Here is a 16,834-nt window from a genome sequence, read left to right as displayed (position 1 = left end):
TCACCTACCTTGGAAATTGATCTGCGCAGGCTCGGCCAGCCATTCGCGCAACTGGGAAAAATGCTCGATGCACACTTGCGGGCCGAATTCGGCCAAGGCCTGCAGCGACATGGCGCCGTAGCCCACCGCTACCGAATGCATGCCAGCGTTGCTGGCCATCTGCAGGTCGAACGCCGAATCTCCGACCATCAGCGCCCGCCCGGGTTCGACCCGGCAATGGGCGAGAATCTCTTCGAGCATCAGCGGATGCGGCTTGCCACGGGTTTCGTCGGCAGCCCGGGTGATGTCGAAATAGCCTTCCCAGCCATTGGCCTTGAGCACCCGGTCCAGGCCGCGCCGCGCCTTGCCGGTGGCCACTGCCAGACGATACCCCTCGGCACGGAACGCCTCCAGCGACTCGACCACGCCGTCGAACAACGGCGACGGCTGCTGGTCCAGCGCCATGTACACGTCGGCGTAGTGCCGGCGGAACGCCTCGACCTGCGGCGCATCGAGGTGCGGGTACAGGGTGGCGATCGCCTCCCCCAGCGCCAGGCCGATGATGCCCTTGACCGCCTCGTCGCTGCTGGGGGCCTCGCCGGCACGCCCGGCGGCCACGCTCATGGCCTCGACGATGCGCCCGATGGAGTCGGCCAGGGTGCCGTCCCAGTCGAAGATCAGCAGGTCATAACTTTTATTCATGGCTCAGGACGCCAGTCGCTCGATGGTCTTGGCCCACATCTCATCCACCGGCGCCTCGAGCTTGAGCTCACCACCATCGGGCAGCGGCACGGTCAGCTGGTAGGCATGCAGGAACAGACGCTTGCCGCCCAGCTCGCGGATCTCGCGAGTGAAGTCTTCATCGCCGTACTTGCTGTCGCCGGCGATCATGTGCCCGGCATGCAGGGTATGCACGCGGATCTGGTGGGTACGCCCGGTGATCGGCCGCGCCTCGACAATGGTGGCGAACTCGCCGAAGCGGCGCAGCACGCGGAACATCGTCAGCGCGTCCTTGCCCTCGTCGTTGACCTCGACCATGCGCTCGCCGGAACGCAGGTTGCTCTTCTGCAGCGGCGCATTGATCTGCTTCTTCGAGGTCGGCCAATGGCCGCGCACCAGCGCCATGTAGCGTTTGTCGACGCCATCGCCGCGCAGGGCGGCATGCAGGTGGCGCAGCATGCTGCGCTTCTTGGCGATCATCAGCAGGCCCGAGGTGTCGCGGTCCAGGCGATGCACCAGCTCCAGCTCCTTGGCGTCCGGGCGCAGTTGGCGCAGCGCCTCGATCACGCCAAAGCTCAGGCCGCTGCCGCCGTGCACGGCGATGCCGGCCGGCTTGTTCATCACGATCAGCGCCTTGTCCTCATAGACAATGGCCGCCTCGAGGCGCTGCAGCAGCCCTTGGGCCACCGGCGCCGGCTCGTCGCGCTCGGGCAGGCGCACCGGCGGCACGCGCACCACATCGCCGGCCTGCAGCTTGTACTCGGGCTTGATCCGGCCCTTGTTGACCCGCACCTCACCCTTGCGCAGGATGCGGTAGACCAAGGTCTTGGGCACGCCCTTGAGGGCCGTGATGAGGAAATTGTCGATGCGCTGGCCGGCAAGCTCCGGCGGGACTTCGATCAGCTGAACGCCGGAAGTCGGGGGGGTATTGGTCGTCATGGCGGGATCATAACAATTTTTTATGGAATTGAAGCACTTAATCATTGCTGCTATAGTCGCGAACGCCGCCAAAAGCGGCAGGCCAGCGGCACCAGGCTCTACGCCGGCCCTGACCATCGCAATTCCCGAGGACGCGAGGCCGTCCTACGGAGCGTTCGCCAGTTTAACTAAATGCCTGGAATCGCCACCAGCGCTGTGTAGAGAAGACCGAAAAAAACGACAAGTGCGGTGTTTCACCTGCTTATCCCGATTCTTTTCGCCGTACCTCTGCCCGCCACCGTCGTTTCCGCGCATTCGGGCGAATGCTTCGGAAATACCTGCCTTGGATATGTTATGGCGCCAGCCCGGAACCGGGCTGGCGAAAAATGCAACCCGTTGCGGATTCAGCGCGCGGCAGCACCGAATTTTCAGGGATACGTGCAGGGTGGAGATGTACAGCCCTCGGACCGTGTGGCACCGAACCCGCCCCAGCGCCCCACTCAACGGGCAATGAGCGGACAAGGTCCTGAACAGACGCCCTGGTGGCGTCCACGGACGACCGGTTGATTCCTCCTCCTGACTGAGTGCACCAGGCCCGCTCGATTGATTCGGATAACCTTCGAAAAGCTCGACAGGTCTTTTGGCACCGCAAAACAGGACGCGTCGTCGCGACAACGGCAGGCTGGGCAACCGGCTGGTGCCGAACGTCGCCAGACACGGGGGTGGCCCGCCACCCTTTGCGCACCTTGGCACCGACCCTGACAAGTCGTGTGTGCCGCACGCCGTTTCCGGCAGCCCGGAAACCGACGGTACAACATGAAAAGAATGCTGATTAACGCAACTCAGCCCGAAGAGTTGCGTGTAGCCCTGGTGGACGGCCAACGTCTCTACGACCTGGACATCGAGTCCGGCGCCCGCGAGCAGAAAAAGGCCAACATCTACAAAGGCAAGATCACCCGGATCGAGCCCAGCCTCGAAGCGGCCTTCGTCGACTTCGGCTCCGAACGACACGGCTTCCTGCCGCTGAAGGAAATCTCCCGCGAATACTTCAAGAAAGCCCCTGAAGGCCGGGTCAACATCAAGGAAGTCCTGAGCGAAGGCCAGGAAGTCATCGTCCAGGTCGAGAAGGAAGAGCGCGGCAACAAAGGCGCCGCCCTGACCACCTTCATCAGCCTGGCCGGCCGCTACCTGGTACTGATGCCCAACAACCCGCGCGCCGGTGGCATCTCCCGCCGCATCGAAGGCGAAGAGCGCAACGAACTGCGCGAAGCGCTGAACGGCCTGACCGTTCCGGGCGACATGGGCCTGATCGTGCGCACCGCGGGTCTGGGCCGCAGCAGCGAAGAAATGCAGTGGGACCTCGACTACCTGCTGCAGCTGTGGACCGCCATCAAGGAAGCCTCGCAAGACCGCGCCGCGCCGTTCCTGATCTACCAGGAAAGCAACGTCATCATCCGCGCCATCCGCGACTACCTGCGCCAGGACATCGGCGAGGTGCTGATCGACAGCATCGACGCCCAGGAAGAAGCCCTGACCTTCATTCGCCAGGTGATGCCGCAGTACGCCAGCAAGGTCAAGCTGTACGAAGACAGCGTGCCGCTGTTCAACCGCTTCCAGATCGAAAGCCAGATCGAAACCGCCTTCCAGCGCGTGGTCGACCTGCCGTCCGGCGGCTCGATCGTCATCGACCCGACCGAAGCCCTGGTGTCCATCGACATCAACTCGGCGCGCGCCACCAAAGGCAGCGACATCGAAGAAACCGCCCTGCAGACCAACCTGGAAGCGGCCGAAGAGATCGCTCGTCAGCTGCGCCTGCGCGACATCGGCGGCCTGATCGTCATCGATTTCATCGACATGACCCCGGCCAAGAACCAGCGCGCTGTCGAAGAGCGCGTGCGTGAGTGCCTCGAGGCCGACCGCGCTCGCGTTCAGGTTGGCCGCATCTCGCGCTTCGGCCTGCTGGAAATGTCCCGTCAGCGCCTGCGTCCATCGCTGGGCGAAAGCAGCGGCATCGTCTGCCCGCGCTGCTCCGGCACCGGCATCATCCGTGACGTCGAGTCGCTGTCGCTGGCGATCCTGCGCCTGATCGAGGAAGAAGCACTGAAGGACCGCACCGCCGAAGTGCGCGCCCAGGTACCGATCCCGGTGGCCGCCTTCCTGCTCAACGAGAAACGCAACTCGATCACCAAGATCGAACTGCGCACGCGCGCGCGCATCATCATCCTGCCGAACGATCACCTGGAAACCCCGCACTTCGAAGTCCAGCGCCTGCGCGATGACAACCCGGACGTGCTGAACAACCAGTCCAGCTACGAGATCGCCTCCGCCGAGACCGAAGAAGCGCCGCAGCCGACCGCCACCCGCACCCTGGTGCGCCAGGAAGCCGCGGTCAAGACCGCGCCGGCCCGCGCCAACGCCCCGGTGCCGACCACCGCTGAAGAGCAGCCGGCCCCTGCCGCGCCGGTCGCCGCCCCTGTCGCCGCCGAGCCGAGCCTGTTCAAAGGCCTGGTCAAGTCGCTGGTCAGCCTGTTCGCCGGCAAGGAAGAGCCTGCCGCCGCACCGGTCGCCACCACCGAGAAGCCAGCCACCGAACGCTCGCCACGTAACGAAGAGCGCCGTAACGGTCGCCAGCAGAGCCGCAACCGCAACGGCCGTCGCGAAGAAGACCGCAAGCCACGCGAAGAGCGCGGCGAGCGCGCCCCGCGTGAAGAGCGTCAGCCTCGCGAAGAGCGTGCCCCGCGTGAAGAACGTGCGCCACGCGAAGAGCGTCAACCGCGCCAGCCGCGTGAAGACCGCCGCGGCAACCGCGAAGAGCGCGTGCGCGAACTGCGCGAGCCACTGGACGCCGCACCGACTGCCCGCGAAGAACGCGCACCGCGTGAAGAGCGTGCGCCACGCGAAGAACGCGTAGCCCGTGAAGAGCGCGCGCCACGCGAAGAGCGTGCACCGCGTGAAGAGCGTGCACCGCGTGAAGAACGTGCTCCACGCGAAGAGCGCGCTCCGCGTGAAGAGCGCGCTCCGCGTGAAGAGCGTGCTCCGCGTGAAGAACGCGCCCCCCGCGAAGAGCGTGCACCGCGTGAAGAACGTGCCCCACGCGAAGAGCGCCAGCTGCGCCCTGAGGTGCAGGCCGCCGAACAGGCCGTGGAGCTCGCCGAGGAGCAACTGCCGAACGAAGAGCTGCTGCAGGACGAGCAGGAAGGCGCCGATGGCGAGCGTCCACGCCGCCGTTCCCGTGGCCAGCGTCGTCGCAGCAACCGTCGTGAGCGCCAGCGCAACGCCAATGGCGAGCTGATCGACGGCGGCGACGAAGACGCCGGCGAAGAGCAGCCACAACAGCACCAGGCCACCGAGCTGGGTGCTGAATTGGCCGCCGGTACAGCCGTGATCGCTGCCGTTGCCACCAGCAACATCAGCGCCGACGCCGAGGCCCAAGCCAACCAGCAGGCCGAACGCGCCAGCGCCGCTGTCGCCGAGACCCAGGTGCAAATCACCGAAGTCGTGGCCGAGCAGGTCGCCATCGCCCCGGTGGTCGAGCAGCCTGTCAGCGAGCCAGTGGTCGCTGCCGAGCCGAGCATCGAGCCTGTCGTTGAAGTGGCGCCACAGCCTGTGGTCGAAGAAGCCGCCGCCGAGCAGCCGGCCGCCGCCGTTGTCGAGGCAGCGGTCGAGCCGGCCGCGGTCGTGCAAGCCCCAGTAGTGGAAGCGGGCGAGATCGAGAAGGCACCGGTTGCCGAAGCGGTTGAAGCCAAGGCGCCAGTCGCCGAACAGCCTGCCCCGGTAGCTGAAGCCGTCGAAGCCCAGCCTGAAGCGGTCGAAGCCCCGGTGGCCGAGCCTGCGCCAGCCGTGGTTGCCGAGCAAGCACCGGTCGAGCCGTCCACCATCATGCTGCCGAACGGCCGTGCGCCGAACGACCCGCGTGAAGTGCGTCGCCGCAAGCGTGAAGCCGAAGCCGCCGCCGCTGCTCTGGCCGCCGCCCAGGCTACCCCGGCCGAAGCCCTGGAAACCGCTGACGAGCACAAGCCTCATCACGGTTGATAGCCTCGGCTGAATGAAAAAGCCCCGCCAGTGCGAACTGGCGGGGCTTTTTCTTTGCCGGTGGATGGCACCGGCTCTGCCGGTGATCGCGGGGCAAGCCCAGGCCACCCCATCAGTACAGGTTCGGCTCCATCTCCAGCTCAACCCCGAAGCGCTCGAGGATATCCGCCTGGATCCGCCGCGCCAGCGCATGCAACTGCGCCCCGCTCGCCTGGCCGTAGTTGACCAGCACCAACGACTGCAAGCGGTGCACCCCCGCATCGCCATCGCGATAGCCTTTCCACCCCGCCTGCTCGATCAACCAGCCGGCCGCCAGCTTCACTTGGCCATCGGCCTGGGGATAGGCCACCACGCCAGGATGCCCGGCACGAATACGCTCGGCCAACTCAGCGGACACCACCGGGTTCTTGAAGAAGCTCCCTGCATTGCCCAACTCAGCCGGATCCGGCAGTTTCTCCCGACGGATACTGCAGATCGCGTCGCTGATCGCCTGCGCGGTCGGCTGCTCGACGCCCTGCTCCGCCAGGCGCTGACGCACCGGGCCGTAGTCCAGGTGTGCCTGCAAGGTACGATTCAAGGCAAAGCGCACGCGTACAATCAGCCAGCGCCCGGGGTTGCGTTTGAACACGCTGTCGCGATAACCGAACGCGCACTCTTCCAACGAGAAATCCCGCAGCTCGCCGGTCTCGCGGTCCAGCGCGGTCAAGCCGGCGAACACATCCTTGATCTCCACGCCATAGGCACCGACGTTCTGCATCGGCGCGGCGCCCACGGTGCCGGGGATCAAGCTGAGGTTTTCCAGCCCGCACAAGCCCTGCCCAAGGCTCCACTGCACGAACGGGTGCCAGGGCTCGCCGGCCTCGGCCTCCACCACCACCCGCTCACCATCATCGCTGAGCAGGCGTCGGCCACGGCTGGCCATGTGCAGCACCAGGGCCTCGACATCGCGGGACAACAGCAGGTTGCTGCCGCCGCCAATCACCAGCACCGGCACCTGCCGCTCGGCGGCCTGGGCCAGGGCCTGGCGGGCTTCGTCGTCGTCATGGGCCTGGGTGAAGTAGCGGGCACTGACATCGATGCCGAAGGTGTTGTAGGGCTTGAGCGACACGCGCTCCTGCCAGTGCGCCGTCATAACCGCCCCTTGATTTCCACGACCAGCTCGCGGCAGGCCGCCTCGATCAGGTCCAGGACCTGCTCGAAGCCTTCGGCACCGCCGTAGTAAGGGTCCGGCACTTCGTCCAGGGCCGCGCCATAGCGGCGCAGGAACAGGTCGAGCTCGCCCTTGGCGTTGTGCGGACGCAGGGCCTGCAGGTTACCCAGGTTGCTCTTGTCCATGGCCAGGACCAGGTCGTACTCGGCAAAATGCGCCGCCTTGATCTGCTGGGCACGCTGGCGCGACAGGTCGTAGCCACGGGCCAGGGCGGCCTTGCAGGTGCGACTGTCGGGCGCCTTGCCGACATGCCAGTCGCCGGTGCCGGCGGAGGTTACCTGCACCACATCACCCAGGCCTGCGGCCTCGAGCTGATGGCGCAGCACGCCTTCGGCGGTCGGCGAGCGGCAGATGTTGCCGAGGCAGACGAACAAAACGCGCATCAGGCCTCCAGCAAGCGCCGAACGCGCTCCAGGTCTTCAGGGGTGTCCACGCCCACGGCCGGCGCCTCGATGGCGTCGGCGACATGGATGCGCACGCCGTGCCACAGGGCGCGCAGCTGCTCCAGCGATTCGGTCTGCTCCAGCCAGCATGGGCCCCAGGCGACGAAGTCCTGGAGGAAGCCCACCCGGTAGGCGTACATGCCGATATGACGGCGATAAGGCACGCCTTCCGGCAGCTGGTCGCGGTTGTGGGCGAAGGCGTCGCGGGCCCAGGGCAGCGGCGCGCGGCTAAAGGTCAGGGCCAGGCCGTGCTTGTCGCTGACCACTTTGACCGCATTGGGGTTGAAGAGGGTTTCCGGGGCGTGGATCGGCTCGGCCAGGGTGGCGATGCCAGCCTCCGGGTGCGCGGCGAGGTTGGCCGCCACCTGGTCGATGATCACCGGCGGTATCAGGGGCTCGTCGCCCTGCACGTTGACCACGATGGCATCGGCGGCCAGGCCCAGCTGGGCGGCCACCTCGGCCAGGCGATCGGTGCCCGACTCATGGTCGGCACGGGTCAGCAGCACCTCGGCGCCAAACGCCTGGCAGGCCTCGACGATGCTGGCATCGTCGGTGGCGATGACCACGCGGCTGGCGTCGCTCTTGCGCGCCTGCTCCCACACATGCTGGACCATCGGCTTGCCGGCGATCGGCAGCAATGGCTTGCCCGGCAGGCGCGTGGAGCGCAGCCGGGCGGGAATCACCACGGTGAAGTCCAGGCTCATTTGTCCAGGCGCTCTTCGTCGGTCAGGGTGCGCGCCTCGCTTTCCAGCATCACCGGGATGCCATCGCGGATCGGATAGGCCAGGCCGGCGCCCTTGCTGATCAGCTCGGTCTTGTCGGCGCTAAGCTTGAGCGGGCCCTTGGTGATCGGGCAGGCCAGGATATCGAGCAGTTTGGTGTCCATGGAGGTGTCCTTGCGACGAAAAATGAAAAAAGGCTCAGGGGCGGCCGGGCAGCAGGCGGTCGAGCTGGGCGTCGAACCAGGCGCTGAAGGCGGGCGTCGGCACGGCGTCGACCGCCAGGTACCACCAGTCGTCGGCGGCGAAGGGCCGGCATTTCACCGCATCCTTCTCGGTCATCACCAGCGGCAGCGGCGGGCTGAACGACAGCACTTCACGGCTGTAGGGCGCATGGTCGGCGAAAGGGTGCGGCACCGGCTGCCAGTGTAGCCCCAGCAGGGTGTTGAAGAAACGTTGTGGATTGCCGATGCCGGCCACGGCGTGCAGCGCCTGGCCAGCCGGGAACAGGTCGAGCTCGCGGCGCTCGCCGCTGCGCAGGTTGATCAGCGCCGAGGGTTGCAGGCGGAAGGCGAAGCCGTCGGCGCGGTCGGTCTCGGCGCCGTTGAACAGCACCGCGTCGGCCTCGCCCAAGCGCTCGGCCGGCTCGCGCAATGGGCCGGCCGGCAGGCAGCGGTGATTGCCCAGGCCCCGGGCGGCGTCGATCAACACCAGCTCCAGGTCGCGAGCCAGGCGGTAATGCTGCATGCCGTCGTCGCACAGGATCAGGTCCGGCGCATCGCTGGCCAGCAAGGCCTGCACGGCGCGGGAACGGTCGGGATCAATCACCAGCGGCACGCTGGTGCGCTGGACGATCAGCAAGGGCTCATCGCCGGCCTGATCCGCAGGCTGGTCAGCCTGGACGCGCCAGGGATAGTGCGGCGGCTTGGCGCCATAGCCACGGCTGACCACGCCGACCTTGAGCCCCTGCCGGCGGCAGTGCTCGATCAGCCAGAGGATCATCGGCGTCTTGCCGGTACCGCCGACGGTGATATTGCCCACCACGATCACCGGTACCGGGGCACGGTAGCTCGGGCTTTCGCCGCTGAGGAAGCGCGCGCGCTTGCGCGTCACCACGCGACGGTACAGGGCCTCCAGCGGCCGCAGCAGGGCCAGCGCCGGGTGCCCGGCGTACCAGGCGGCGAGCAGACGGTCGGCGAAGGCCATCAGGGCTTGCCCTGCGCGGCCTCGACGGTGGTCATGCGCAACTTGCTGAAGCCGAGCTTGCCGGCCGCGTCCATTGCGGTGATCACAGCCTGGTGCGGGGTCTTGCCGTCGGCGCTGATGGCCAGCGGCAGGGTGATGTCACCGCCGGATTCCTTCTCGATCGCCTCGGTCAGGGTGTCCAGGTCGCTCTTGGGCAGCAGGTGGTTGTTCACCGAGTACACGCCGTCGGCGCTGATGGTGATCTCCACCAGCTTGCCCTGGTCGGCCGGCGGCTGCTCGGCGCTGCTGGCCTCCGGCAACTCGACACGCAGCTGGGTCTCGCGGGTGAAGGTGGTGGTGACCACGAAGAACAGCAGCAGCACGAACACCACGTCGATCAACGACGCCAGGTTGATGTCGACGTTCTCGCGCTGGCGATTGCGCCGGAACTTCACGCCTTGCCTCCGGCCACTTCCACTTCGCGGTCGCCCTGCAGCACTTCCACCAGCTTGATCGCCTCCTGCTCCATGCCCACCACCAGCTCATCGATGCGGCGCAGCAGGAAGCGGTGGAAGAACACCGCCGGGATACCGACCATCAGGCCGGCCGCGGTGGTGACCAGGGCCTTGGAGATCCCCCCGGCCAGGACGGCGGCGTTGGCGGTCATCTGCGAGCCCATGAAGGCGCTGAAGATGTCGATCATGCCCAGCACGGTGCCCAGCAGGCCCAGCAGCGGGGCCATGGCGGCGATGGTGCCGAGGGTGCTGATGTAGCGTTCCAGCTCGTGGATGACCCGCGAGGCGGCCTCCTCGATGCACTCTTTCATGATCTCGCGGCCGTGGCGCGAGTTGGCCAGGCCCGCGGCGAGGATCTCGCCCAGCGGCGAGTCGGCGCGCAGGGCCTTGAGCTTGTCACTGGTGAGTTGCTTGTCCTTGATCCACATCCACACCTGGCCCAGCAGGTGCGGCGGGGTGACACGGCTGGCGCGCAGGGTCCACAGGCGCTCGACGACGATCGCCATGGCGGCGATCGAGCTCAGGATGATCGGCAGCATCATCCAGCCACCGGACTTGACCAATTCCCACACAGTTAGCATCCCCTCGGAAAAAGGCCGCCACTCTACCATAGGACCGCCTGGGGCTCATCTGCCGGAGGTCAGGGAATTCCTGTGTTGCCCCAGGGGGCTGCTTTGCAGCCCTTTCGTGACGCAAGGCCTGGTCGGAAGGGGGCGCAAAGCGCCCCCCGGTTCAATCCTCGATGGCGCGCCAGAACCGACGTTCCCGCCGCACACCTTCCACCCCACCCCGACTCCCCAGCACCAACCGCAACGCCCCCTCCAACGCCGTGTCATGCATCACCACCCCGTGCCGGCGATAGCGCTCGACCACCTGCCCATGGGGATGCCCGAAACCATTGTGCCGCCCCCGGGAAACCAACACCCCGCGCGGCGCCGTGGCCTGGACGAACGGCTCGCTGGACGACGTGCGGCTGCCATGGTGCGGCGCCTGCAACCAGTCCACCCGAGGATCGTCGGTCGCGGCCAGCCAGGCCCGCTCCGCACCGGCCTCCATGTCCCCGGCCAGCAGCAGGCGTTCGCCCTTGGCCTGCACGCGCAACACACAGGAGCGTTCGTTGCTGGAAGCCCCCTGCGGCCAGTGCCAGAGCTCGAAATCGACGCCATCCCACTGCCAGCGCTCGCCACTGCGGCACAGCGAGGCCGCTTCCAGCCCGGCAACCTCGCCGGCCAGCACTCGCGCCACCGAAACCCCACGCCGCACGGCCGCCGCCCCACCGGCATGGTCGGCATGGCCATGGCTGATCAGCATCACATCCAGCGCCTTCACCCCAAGCTTGCGCAAGGTCGGCAGCACCACCGTCTCGCCCAGGTCACTGCCACCCTGGGCCGGGCCTGCGTCATACAGCAGCGCGTGATTGCGGGTGCGCAGCAGCACCGCCAGGCCCTGCCCCACATCCAGCTGCCAGACCTCCACCTGCCCCGGCGGCACCTGTTCGCGTGGCGCCCACAGCGCCAGCAGCAGGACCACGCCCGGCGCCCGCAACGGCACGCCCCGGGGCAGCAACACCAGCACGGCGCCCAGGCACACCAGCAGCCAGGCCCACAACGGCAGTGGCTCGGGAATCCAGGCCGGCCGCAGCCCTGCCAATCGCGTCAGCACGGCAAACAACCCATCCAACGACAGGCCCGCCAGCCACAGCATCCCCTCCCCCAGCCCAGGCACCGGCAGCAGGGCCGTACCCAGCAACGCCAACGGCAGCACGCCCCAGCTGAGCCACGGCACCGCCAGCAGATTGGCCAGCGGCGCGCTGAGACTGACGGGCAGCCCCAAGGCCAGCAGCACCGGCAGCAACCCCACGGCGATCACCCACTGGGCGCGGGTCCAGGCCTGCCAGGGCCGCCAGGCACCCAGCCGGGCGGCAAAACACAGCACCAGCACCGCCACGGCAGCGAACGACAGCCAGAAACCCGGCAACAGGCTGGCCAGCGGCTCGACCAGCAGCACGCCCGACAGCGCCATCAGCAACGGCACCCAGGCGCCCAGATGGCGAAAGCGCAAGCGCCAGAGCAGCACCACCGCCAGCATCAGGCACGCCCGCTGCACCGGCACGCCGAACCCCGCCAGCCAGCCGTAGCCCAATGCCGCCGCCATCGCCAGGCCACAGGCCCAGGGCAGCCACGGCAGGCGCCGTGGCCACCCCCCCAGGCGTGCCAGCCCCGCCACCAGCCCGTAGACCAATCCGGCCAGCAAGCCGATGTGCTGCCCGGAAATCACCAGCAGGTGTACCGTGCCGGTGGCCTGCAGCACCTGCCAGTCCTCCCGCGCCAGGCCTGCGCCATCCCCGAGCACCAGGGCGGCCAACGCCGCCTCCCGGCCATGGGCATCGGTGGCCAGCAGGCGCTGGCGCAGGCCGTCGCGCCAACTGCTGGCCTCCTCGCCCTGGCGCATGCCGGCCTTGACCGTGCCGGTGGCACCGACCCGCCGCGCCAACAGCGTGGCCTCCTGATCCGGGCCATGGGGGTTGAGCAGGCCCTGCGGCCGACGCAGGTTGACCGCCAGCCGCCAGTGCTCCCCCGCTCGCAGCGGCGGCCCCTCGAACCAGCTCAATTGCACCCGCTGCGGCAACCGGGCCCGACGTGACTGCGGCTGCTCCAGCTCGAAACGCACGCCGCGCTCGGTACGGGTCGGCAGGCCGACCACCCGCCCCTCCAGCCACAGCGTGCGGCCATCCAGCGCGGCCGGCAGGCGGTCGTCCAGGGCCTGCTGCGCCGACCAGCAGGCCCAGCAGCCACCCAGCACGAACCAACCCAGCGGCCTGGCCCGGGTGCGCAGGCAGGCCAGGGCCAGCAACAGCAATGGAATCAGCCATCCGACCGGTGGCAGGGCAGGTAAAAAGCGCAGGCTCAACAGCCCGAGGACCAGCGCCAGCATCCCTGTGCGCATGAGATAGAGCTCCAGAAGCGAAAACGGCCCCTGAGGCTTAGCCGATTGGCGGGAGAAACCTGCTAAACAATTGTCACAAACTCTGAACGAGGCTGCGCTTCAATCAAGGCATACTGACGCCCTTCAACCCAGCCGGGAGCCCACATGCCGCGCCGTCTGTTCAAACGCTACATGCCGGACCCGACCAGCATCCGCGAACACAAGTCCTTACGCTTTTTCGGCAAGCTGCTGCACGACCCCAACCTGTGGCACCTGAATCGCCATTCGGTGGCGCGGGCCATGGGCGTCGGCCTGTTCGCGGCGCTGATCCCGATCCCCATGCAGATGCTGCTGGCCGCCGCGCTGGCGATCCCGGTGCGCGGCAACCTGCCAATCGCGGTGAGCCTGGTGTGGCTGACCAACCCGCTGACCATGCCGCCGGTGTTCTTCGTCACCTACATGACCGGCGCCTGGCTGATGCAGGTGCCGCCGCGCACGCTGCCCGAGGAAATCACCGTCGACTGGGTCACCGACCAGCTGGCGACGATCTGGCAACCGTTCCTGCTGGGCTCGGTGGTGTGCGGGGTGGTGCTCGGCGTGCTCGCCTACTTCACCACCATGGGCTACTGGCGCTGGTGGGTGGGCCGGCAGTGGCGCCGGCGCCAGTGCCGTTGTGCCCTCACCCGCAGCTCAGGCACGCATGCCGCGGCCGCTGACCAGCAGGCGCACGCACAGCAGGTAGAGCAGCGCGGTGGCCACCAGCATGAAGCTGATCGCCGTGCCGATGCTGATGTCCGACACCCCTAGGATGCCGTAGCGGAACGAGTTGACCATGTGCAGCACGGGGTTGGCCAGCGACACGGTCTGCCAGAACGGCGGCAGCAGGTTGATCGAGTAGAACACCCCGCCCAGGTAAGTCAGCGGCGTCAGCACGAAGGTCGGGATGATCGAGATGTCGTCGAAGTTGCGCGCGAACACCGCGTTGACGAAGCCCAGCAGCGAGAAGATGGTCGCGGTCAGCAGCACCACGACGATGGTCACACCCAGGTGATGCACCTGCAGGTGGGTGAAGAACAGCGACAGGATGGTCACGATCACCCCCACCGCCAGCCCGCGCAGCACACCGCCCAGCACATAGCCGACGAGGATGGTGTGCGGCGACACCGGCGACACCATCAGCTCCTCGATGGAGCGCTGGAACTTGCTGCCGAAGAAGCTCGACACCACGTTGCCGTAGGAGTTGGTGATCACCGACATCATGATCAGCCCCGGCACGATGTACTCCATGTAGGTGAAGCCGCCCATGTCGCCGATCTGCCGGCCGATCAGGTTACCGAAGATCACGAAGTACAACACCATCGTGATGGCCGGCGGCAGCAGGGTCTGCGGCCAGATGCGCAAGAAGCGCCGCACTTCGCGGTAGACGATGGTGTTCAGGGCGACCCAGTTGGTGCGCAGTTCCACACTCATACGGCCACCTTCGACAGGTTCTTTTCCACCAGGGACACGAACAGCTCCTCGAGTCGGTTGGTCTTGTTGCGCAGGCTTTGTACCTCGATGTTCTTCAGCGCCAGCTGGCCGAACAGCGCGGTGATGCCGATGTCCTTGTCCACCTGCACCTCCAGGGTGTGCGGGGTGATCAGCCGGCACGGGTAGCCCTGCAGCTCAGGCGCGGCGGGCAGGTCGTGCTTGAGGTCGAGGACGAAGGTCTCGACGTGCAGCTTGCCCAGCAACTGGCGCATGCTGGTGTTCTCGACGATGGTGCCGTGGTCGATGATGCCGATGTTGCGGCACAGCTGCTCGGCCTCTTCGAGGTAGTGGGTGGTGAGGATGATGGTGATGCCCTTCTGGTTGAGCTCGGTGAGGAAGCTCCACATCGAACGGCGCAGCTCGATGTCCACCCCGGCGGTCGGCTCGTCGAGGATCAACAGGCGCGGCTCGTGGATCAGCGCCCGGGCGATCATCAGCCGGCGCTTCATGCCGCCGGACAGCGAACGCGACGGCACGTCGCGCTTGTCCCACAGCCCGAGCTGCGTCAGGTACTGCTCGGCGCGCTCCTTGGCCACCTTGGGCGGGATGCCGTAGTAGCCGGCCTGGGTGACGACGATGTCGAAGGTCTTCTCGAACTGGTTGAAGTTGAACTCCTGGGGCACCACGCCCAGGCAGCGCTTGAGCGCCGCAGGCTCGCGGTCCAGGTCGTGGCCGAACACGTTGACCGTGCCGCTGGTCTTGTTCACCAGGGTCGAGAGAATGCCGATGGTGGTGGACTTGCCGGCGCCGTTGGGGCCGAGCAAGGCGAAGAAGTCGCCTTCGGAAACGTCCAGGTCGATGCCCTTGAGGGCCTGGAAACCGTTGCCGTAGGTCTTGGTCAGCTGTCGGATGGACAGGGCGGAACTCATAGCGGGTCGGGTACCGAGAAAAGGGTGCGGGACACGCCAGGTGAAGTCACTGGCGCAGTGAGTGCGGCCATGGTGCAAGGGCTGGCCGCACAAGTACAGTCACATGTATCGATAGTGACTATCGAAGTGGCGTCACGTCAGGGCGCTCATCACCGCCGCCTGGTAGGCCGGGCGTTGCTTGAGGCGCTCGTACCAGGCTTGGAGGTGGTGCATGGCCGGGCGTTCAATCGGCATTTCGAACCAGGCGTAGATGAAGCTGCCCAGGGGAATGTCGCCCATGCCGATCTGCTCGCCGGAGAGGTACGGCTGCTTGGCCAGGGTCTCGTCGGCGATGGCCAGCAGTTGCGCGCACTGCTTGTGCGCGGCGTTGATCGCCACCCAGTCGCGCTGGTCCTCGGGGGTGCGCAGCAGGCCCCAGAACAGCGGGCGGAAGGGGCCGGCGAAGGACGAGGTGGTCCAGTCCATCCACTTGTCGGCCAGGGCGCGCTGGCGCGGGTCGTCGAGGTACCAGCCTTGTTCGGCGCCGTACTCGGCGCATAGGTAGCGCACGATGGCGTTGGACTCCCACAGCACCAGGTCGCCGTCTTCGAGCATGGGCACCAGGCCGTTGGGGTTCAGGGCCCGGTAGTGCGGTTCGTTGACCACGCCGAAGGCGCCGCCGGCATCGATGGACTCGAAGTCCAGGCCCAGCTCGTGGGCGATCCACAACGCCTTGCGCACATTGCTCGAATTCTTGCGGCCCCAGATCTTCAGCATGGCAACGTCCTTAATGAATGCGGGAGGGGGGTCAGTCTACTCCAAGCGGTGGGCGGTGCCAGTGAAACCGGGGGGCCGCTTTGCGGCCCTTTCCGACCGGTCCGACGCCTCGGCAAGGCCACTCCCACAGGGTATACGCCAGCTCTGCCATGGCGCGGTCCCTGTGGGAGCGGCCTTGTGTCGCGAAAGGGCTGCGCAGCAGCCCCGGCGATTTCAAAGACTGTCAGATCTTTCCGAACCTGAAACCAAATGCTTCAGCCAGCAAAGCTTGGGAACTATCCTACGCGCTTGCCGGAAGCCGCCGCGTTGTCGGGGAAATACCCCGGGGATAACTTCATCGGGTCGCCCAATTGGGTGACCGGGTGTGAGAAACCCGATTTCCACAACGGTAACGCGCCTCCGTCATGGTGGCCGTGTACGGGCAGACCTCGGTCTGGCCGGGTTTACCTTGTGGCCCGGATTTCTCACCTCGTACATGGCTGCCACCTTGATCTCGTGAGAAAGGATGCGGGTGGTGGTTACTCGTAACCACAAGGAAGCTCGACCATGCAAAAAATCGTCCCCGACCCACCCCGTCTCTCCCACTTCCTCACCATCCGCCCCACCCTCCCCCGCGACGATGCCATGGCCGCCGCCGTCGAAGTGGCCACCGCCATCTCCGACGTCCTCGACATCTACTTCAAGACCGAGCCCGGCGAAGTCCAGGACCGCCTGTTCATCGCCAGCGACTACCTCGGCCAGCTGGCCTGCGCTCTGCTCGAGCACAAGCCGCAGGTGCAGCCATGAGCCGCGGCCACACCGCAGGCCGCACCACCTGCCTGGACCTGTTCAAGGTCGAGCCGGGCGTTACCTTCGAGGATGCCTTCAGCGAGTTGTCGGTGCTGCTCGGCTGCATCCGCCACCTGACCTGCGAGGCGGAGATGGAAGGCGACCTGCTGGCCGGCAGCTCGGCGCGGATCCTCAGCGCCATGGCCAAGGCGCTGATCGATGATATGGAGGTGGGGTTGAACCGCTCCAGATGATCTGATGACCG

At 66.8% G+C, this 16,834-nt stretch carries 17 protein-coding genes; 4 read left to right on the top strand and 13 right to left on the bottom strand.

Translation table 11 applies throughout. From position 1 onward, the window contains the following. Together AC25MA_RS21350 and rluC are read right to left on the bottom strand one after the other, a co-directional pair. Positions 1–681 carry an HAD family hydrolase gene (locus AC25MA_RS21350; RefSeq protein WP_486972367.1) on the bottom strand — a complete coding sequence of 227 codons (681 nt, stop codon included), beginning with the start codon at positions 679–681 and terminating at the stop codon, positions 1–3. Between the two features lie 3 nt (positions 682–684). Beyond that, complete coding sequence (gene rluC / locus AC25MA_RS21345) at positions 685–1,638, bottom strand: 23S rRNA pseudouridine(955/2504/2580) synthase RluC (RefSeq protein WP_280060805.1); 954 nt, start codon at positions 1,636–1,638, stop codon at positions 685–687. A gap of 795 nt (positions 1,639–2,433) precedes the next feature. Here rluC and rne point away from each other — a divergent pair. After that, entirely contained in the window at positions 2,434–5,649 is a 3,216-nt protein-coding gene (rne, locus tag AC25MA_RS21340; protein ID WP_182324764.1) for a ribonuclease E, read from the top strand. A 112-nt stretch (positions 5,650–5,761) separates the two neighbouring features. On the opposite strand, the gene murB is transcribed toward rne, so the two are convergent. From murB to AC25MA_RS21300, 8 genes are all read right to left on the bottom strand, one after another. After that, positions 5,762–6,781, bottom strand: coding sequence for a UDP-N-acetylmuramate dehydrogenase (murB, locus tag AC25MA_RS21335; RefSeq protein WP_028690981.1), 1,020 nt, complete (start codon positions 6,779–6,781; stop codon positions 5,762–5,764). Further along, a complete protein-coding gene (locus AC25MA_RS21330) occupies positions 6,778–7,242 on the bottom strand; it encodes a low molecular weight protein-tyrosine-phosphatase (RefSeq protein ID WP_486972366.1) in 465 nt (154 codons plus the stop codon). The genes murB and AC25MA_RS21330 overlap by 4 nt, the downstream gene beginning before the upstream one ends. Beyond that, entirely contained in the window at positions 7,242–8,006 is a 765-nt protein-coding gene (gene kdsB, locus AC25MA_RS21325; RefSeq protein WP_088852510.1) for a 3-deoxy-manno-octulosonate cytidylyltransferase, read from the bottom strand. The genes AC25MA_RS21330 and kdsB overlap by 1 nt, the downstream gene beginning before the upstream one ends. Beyond that, positions 8,003–8,188 (bottom strand): Trm112 family protein, encoded by a 186-nt coding sequence (locus tag AC25MA_RS21320; protein ID WP_011532874.1) that lies wholly within the window; start codon positions 8,186–8,188, stop codon positions 8,003–8,005. Before AC25MA_RS21320 ends, kdsB begins: the two co-directional genes overlap by 4 nt. Before the next feature lie 34 nt (positions 8,189–8,222). Next, complete coding sequence (gene lpxK / locus AC25MA_RS21315) at positions 8,223–9,227, bottom strand: tetraacyldisaccharide 4'-kinase (RefSeq protein ID WP_088852511.1); 1,005 nt, start codon at positions 9,225–9,227, stop codon at positions 8,223–8,225. Continuing rightward, on the bottom strand, positions 9,227–9,661 hold the full coding sequence (locus tag AC25MA_RS21310; protein ID WP_028690977.1) for an ExbD/TolR family protein: 435 nt from the start codon (positions 9,659–9,661) through the stop codon (positions 9,227–9,229). The genes lpxK and AC25MA_RS21310 overlap by 1 nt, the downstream gene beginning before the upstream one ends. Then, positions 9,658–10,293 (bottom strand): MotA/TolQ/ExbB proton channel family protein, encoded by a 636-nt coding sequence (locus AC25MA_RS21305; RefSeq protein ID WP_028690976.1) that lies wholly within the window; start codon positions 10,291–10,293, stop codon positions 9,658–9,660. Before AC25MA_RS21305 ends, AC25MA_RS21310 begins: the two co-directional genes overlap by 4 nt. A 160-nt stretch (positions 10,294–10,453) precedes the next feature. Next, entirely contained in the window at positions 10,454–12,667 is a 2,214-nt protein-coding gene (locus AC25MA_RS21300; RefSeq protein WP_486972365.1) for a DNA internalization-related competence protein ComEC/Rec2, read from the bottom strand. 144 nt (positions 12,668–12,811) lie between these two features. Between AC25MA_RS21300 and AC25MA_RS21295 the strand changes: the two genes are divergently transcribed. Then, the gene (locus AC25MA_RS21295; RefSeq protein WP_139121109.1) at positions 12,812–13,453 is read left to right on the top strand and encodes a DUF2062 domain-containing protein; all 642 of its coding nucleotides are present in this window, start codon (positions 12,812–12,814) and stop codon (positions 13,451–13,453) included. Here AC25MA_RS21295 and AC25MA_RS21290 read toward each other — a convergent pair. The 3 genes from AC25MA_RS21290 to AC25MA_RS21280 all read right to left on the bottom strand — a co-directional run bounded on the left by AC25MA_RS21290 (position 13,337) and on the right by AC25MA_RS21280 (position 15,801). Further along, positions 13,337–14,116 (bottom strand): ABC transporter permease, encoded by a 780-nt coding sequence (locus AC25MA_RS21290; protein ID WP_028690974.1) that lies wholly within the window; start codon positions 14,114–14,116, stop codon positions 13,337–13,339. The genes AC25MA_RS21295 and AC25MA_RS21290 overlap by 117 nt on opposite strands. Next, positions 14,113–15,045 carry an ABC transporter ATP-binding protein gene (locus AC25MA_RS21285; protein ID WP_028690973.1) on the bottom strand — a complete coding sequence of 311 codons (933 nt, stop codon included), beginning with the start codon at positions 15,043–15,045 and terminating at the stop codon, positions 14,113–14,115. The genes AC25MA_RS21290 and AC25MA_RS21285 overlap by 4 nt, the downstream gene beginning before the upstream one ends. Before the next feature lie 132 nt (positions 15,046–15,177). Next, positions 15,178–15,801 (bottom strand): glutathione S-transferase, encoded by a 624-nt coding sequence (locus tag AC25MA_RS21280; RefSeq protein ID WP_069017520.1) that lies wholly within the window; start codon positions 15,799–15,801, stop codon positions 15,178–15,180. Positions 15,802–16,347: 546 nt separating this feature from the next. Here AC25MA_RS21280 and AC25MA_RS21275 point away from each other — a divergent pair. Both AC25MA_RS21275 and AC25MA_RS21270 read left to right on the top strand, forming a co-directional pair. Next, the gene (locus AC25MA_RS21275; protein ID WP_062361654.1) at positions 16,348–16,587 is read left to right on the top strand and encodes a hypothetical protein; all 240 of its coding nucleotides are present in this window, start codon (positions 16,348–16,350) and stop codon (positions 16,585–16,587) included. Then, positions 16,584–16,823 (top strand): DUF3077 domain-containing protein, encoded by a 240-nt coding sequence (locus AC25MA_RS21270; protein ID WP_028690971.1) that lies wholly within the window; start codon positions 16,584–16,586, stop codon positions 16,821–16,823. Before AC25MA_RS21275 ends, AC25MA_RS21270 begins: the two co-directional genes overlap by 4 nt. Positions 16,824–16,834: the final 11 nt, after the last annotated feature.

Source organism: Pseudomonas sp. P65(2024) (assembly GCF_057480955.1).
Note: the sequence above shows the minus strand (reverse complement) of the source record. Positions and strands in the feature narration are given on the sequence as shown.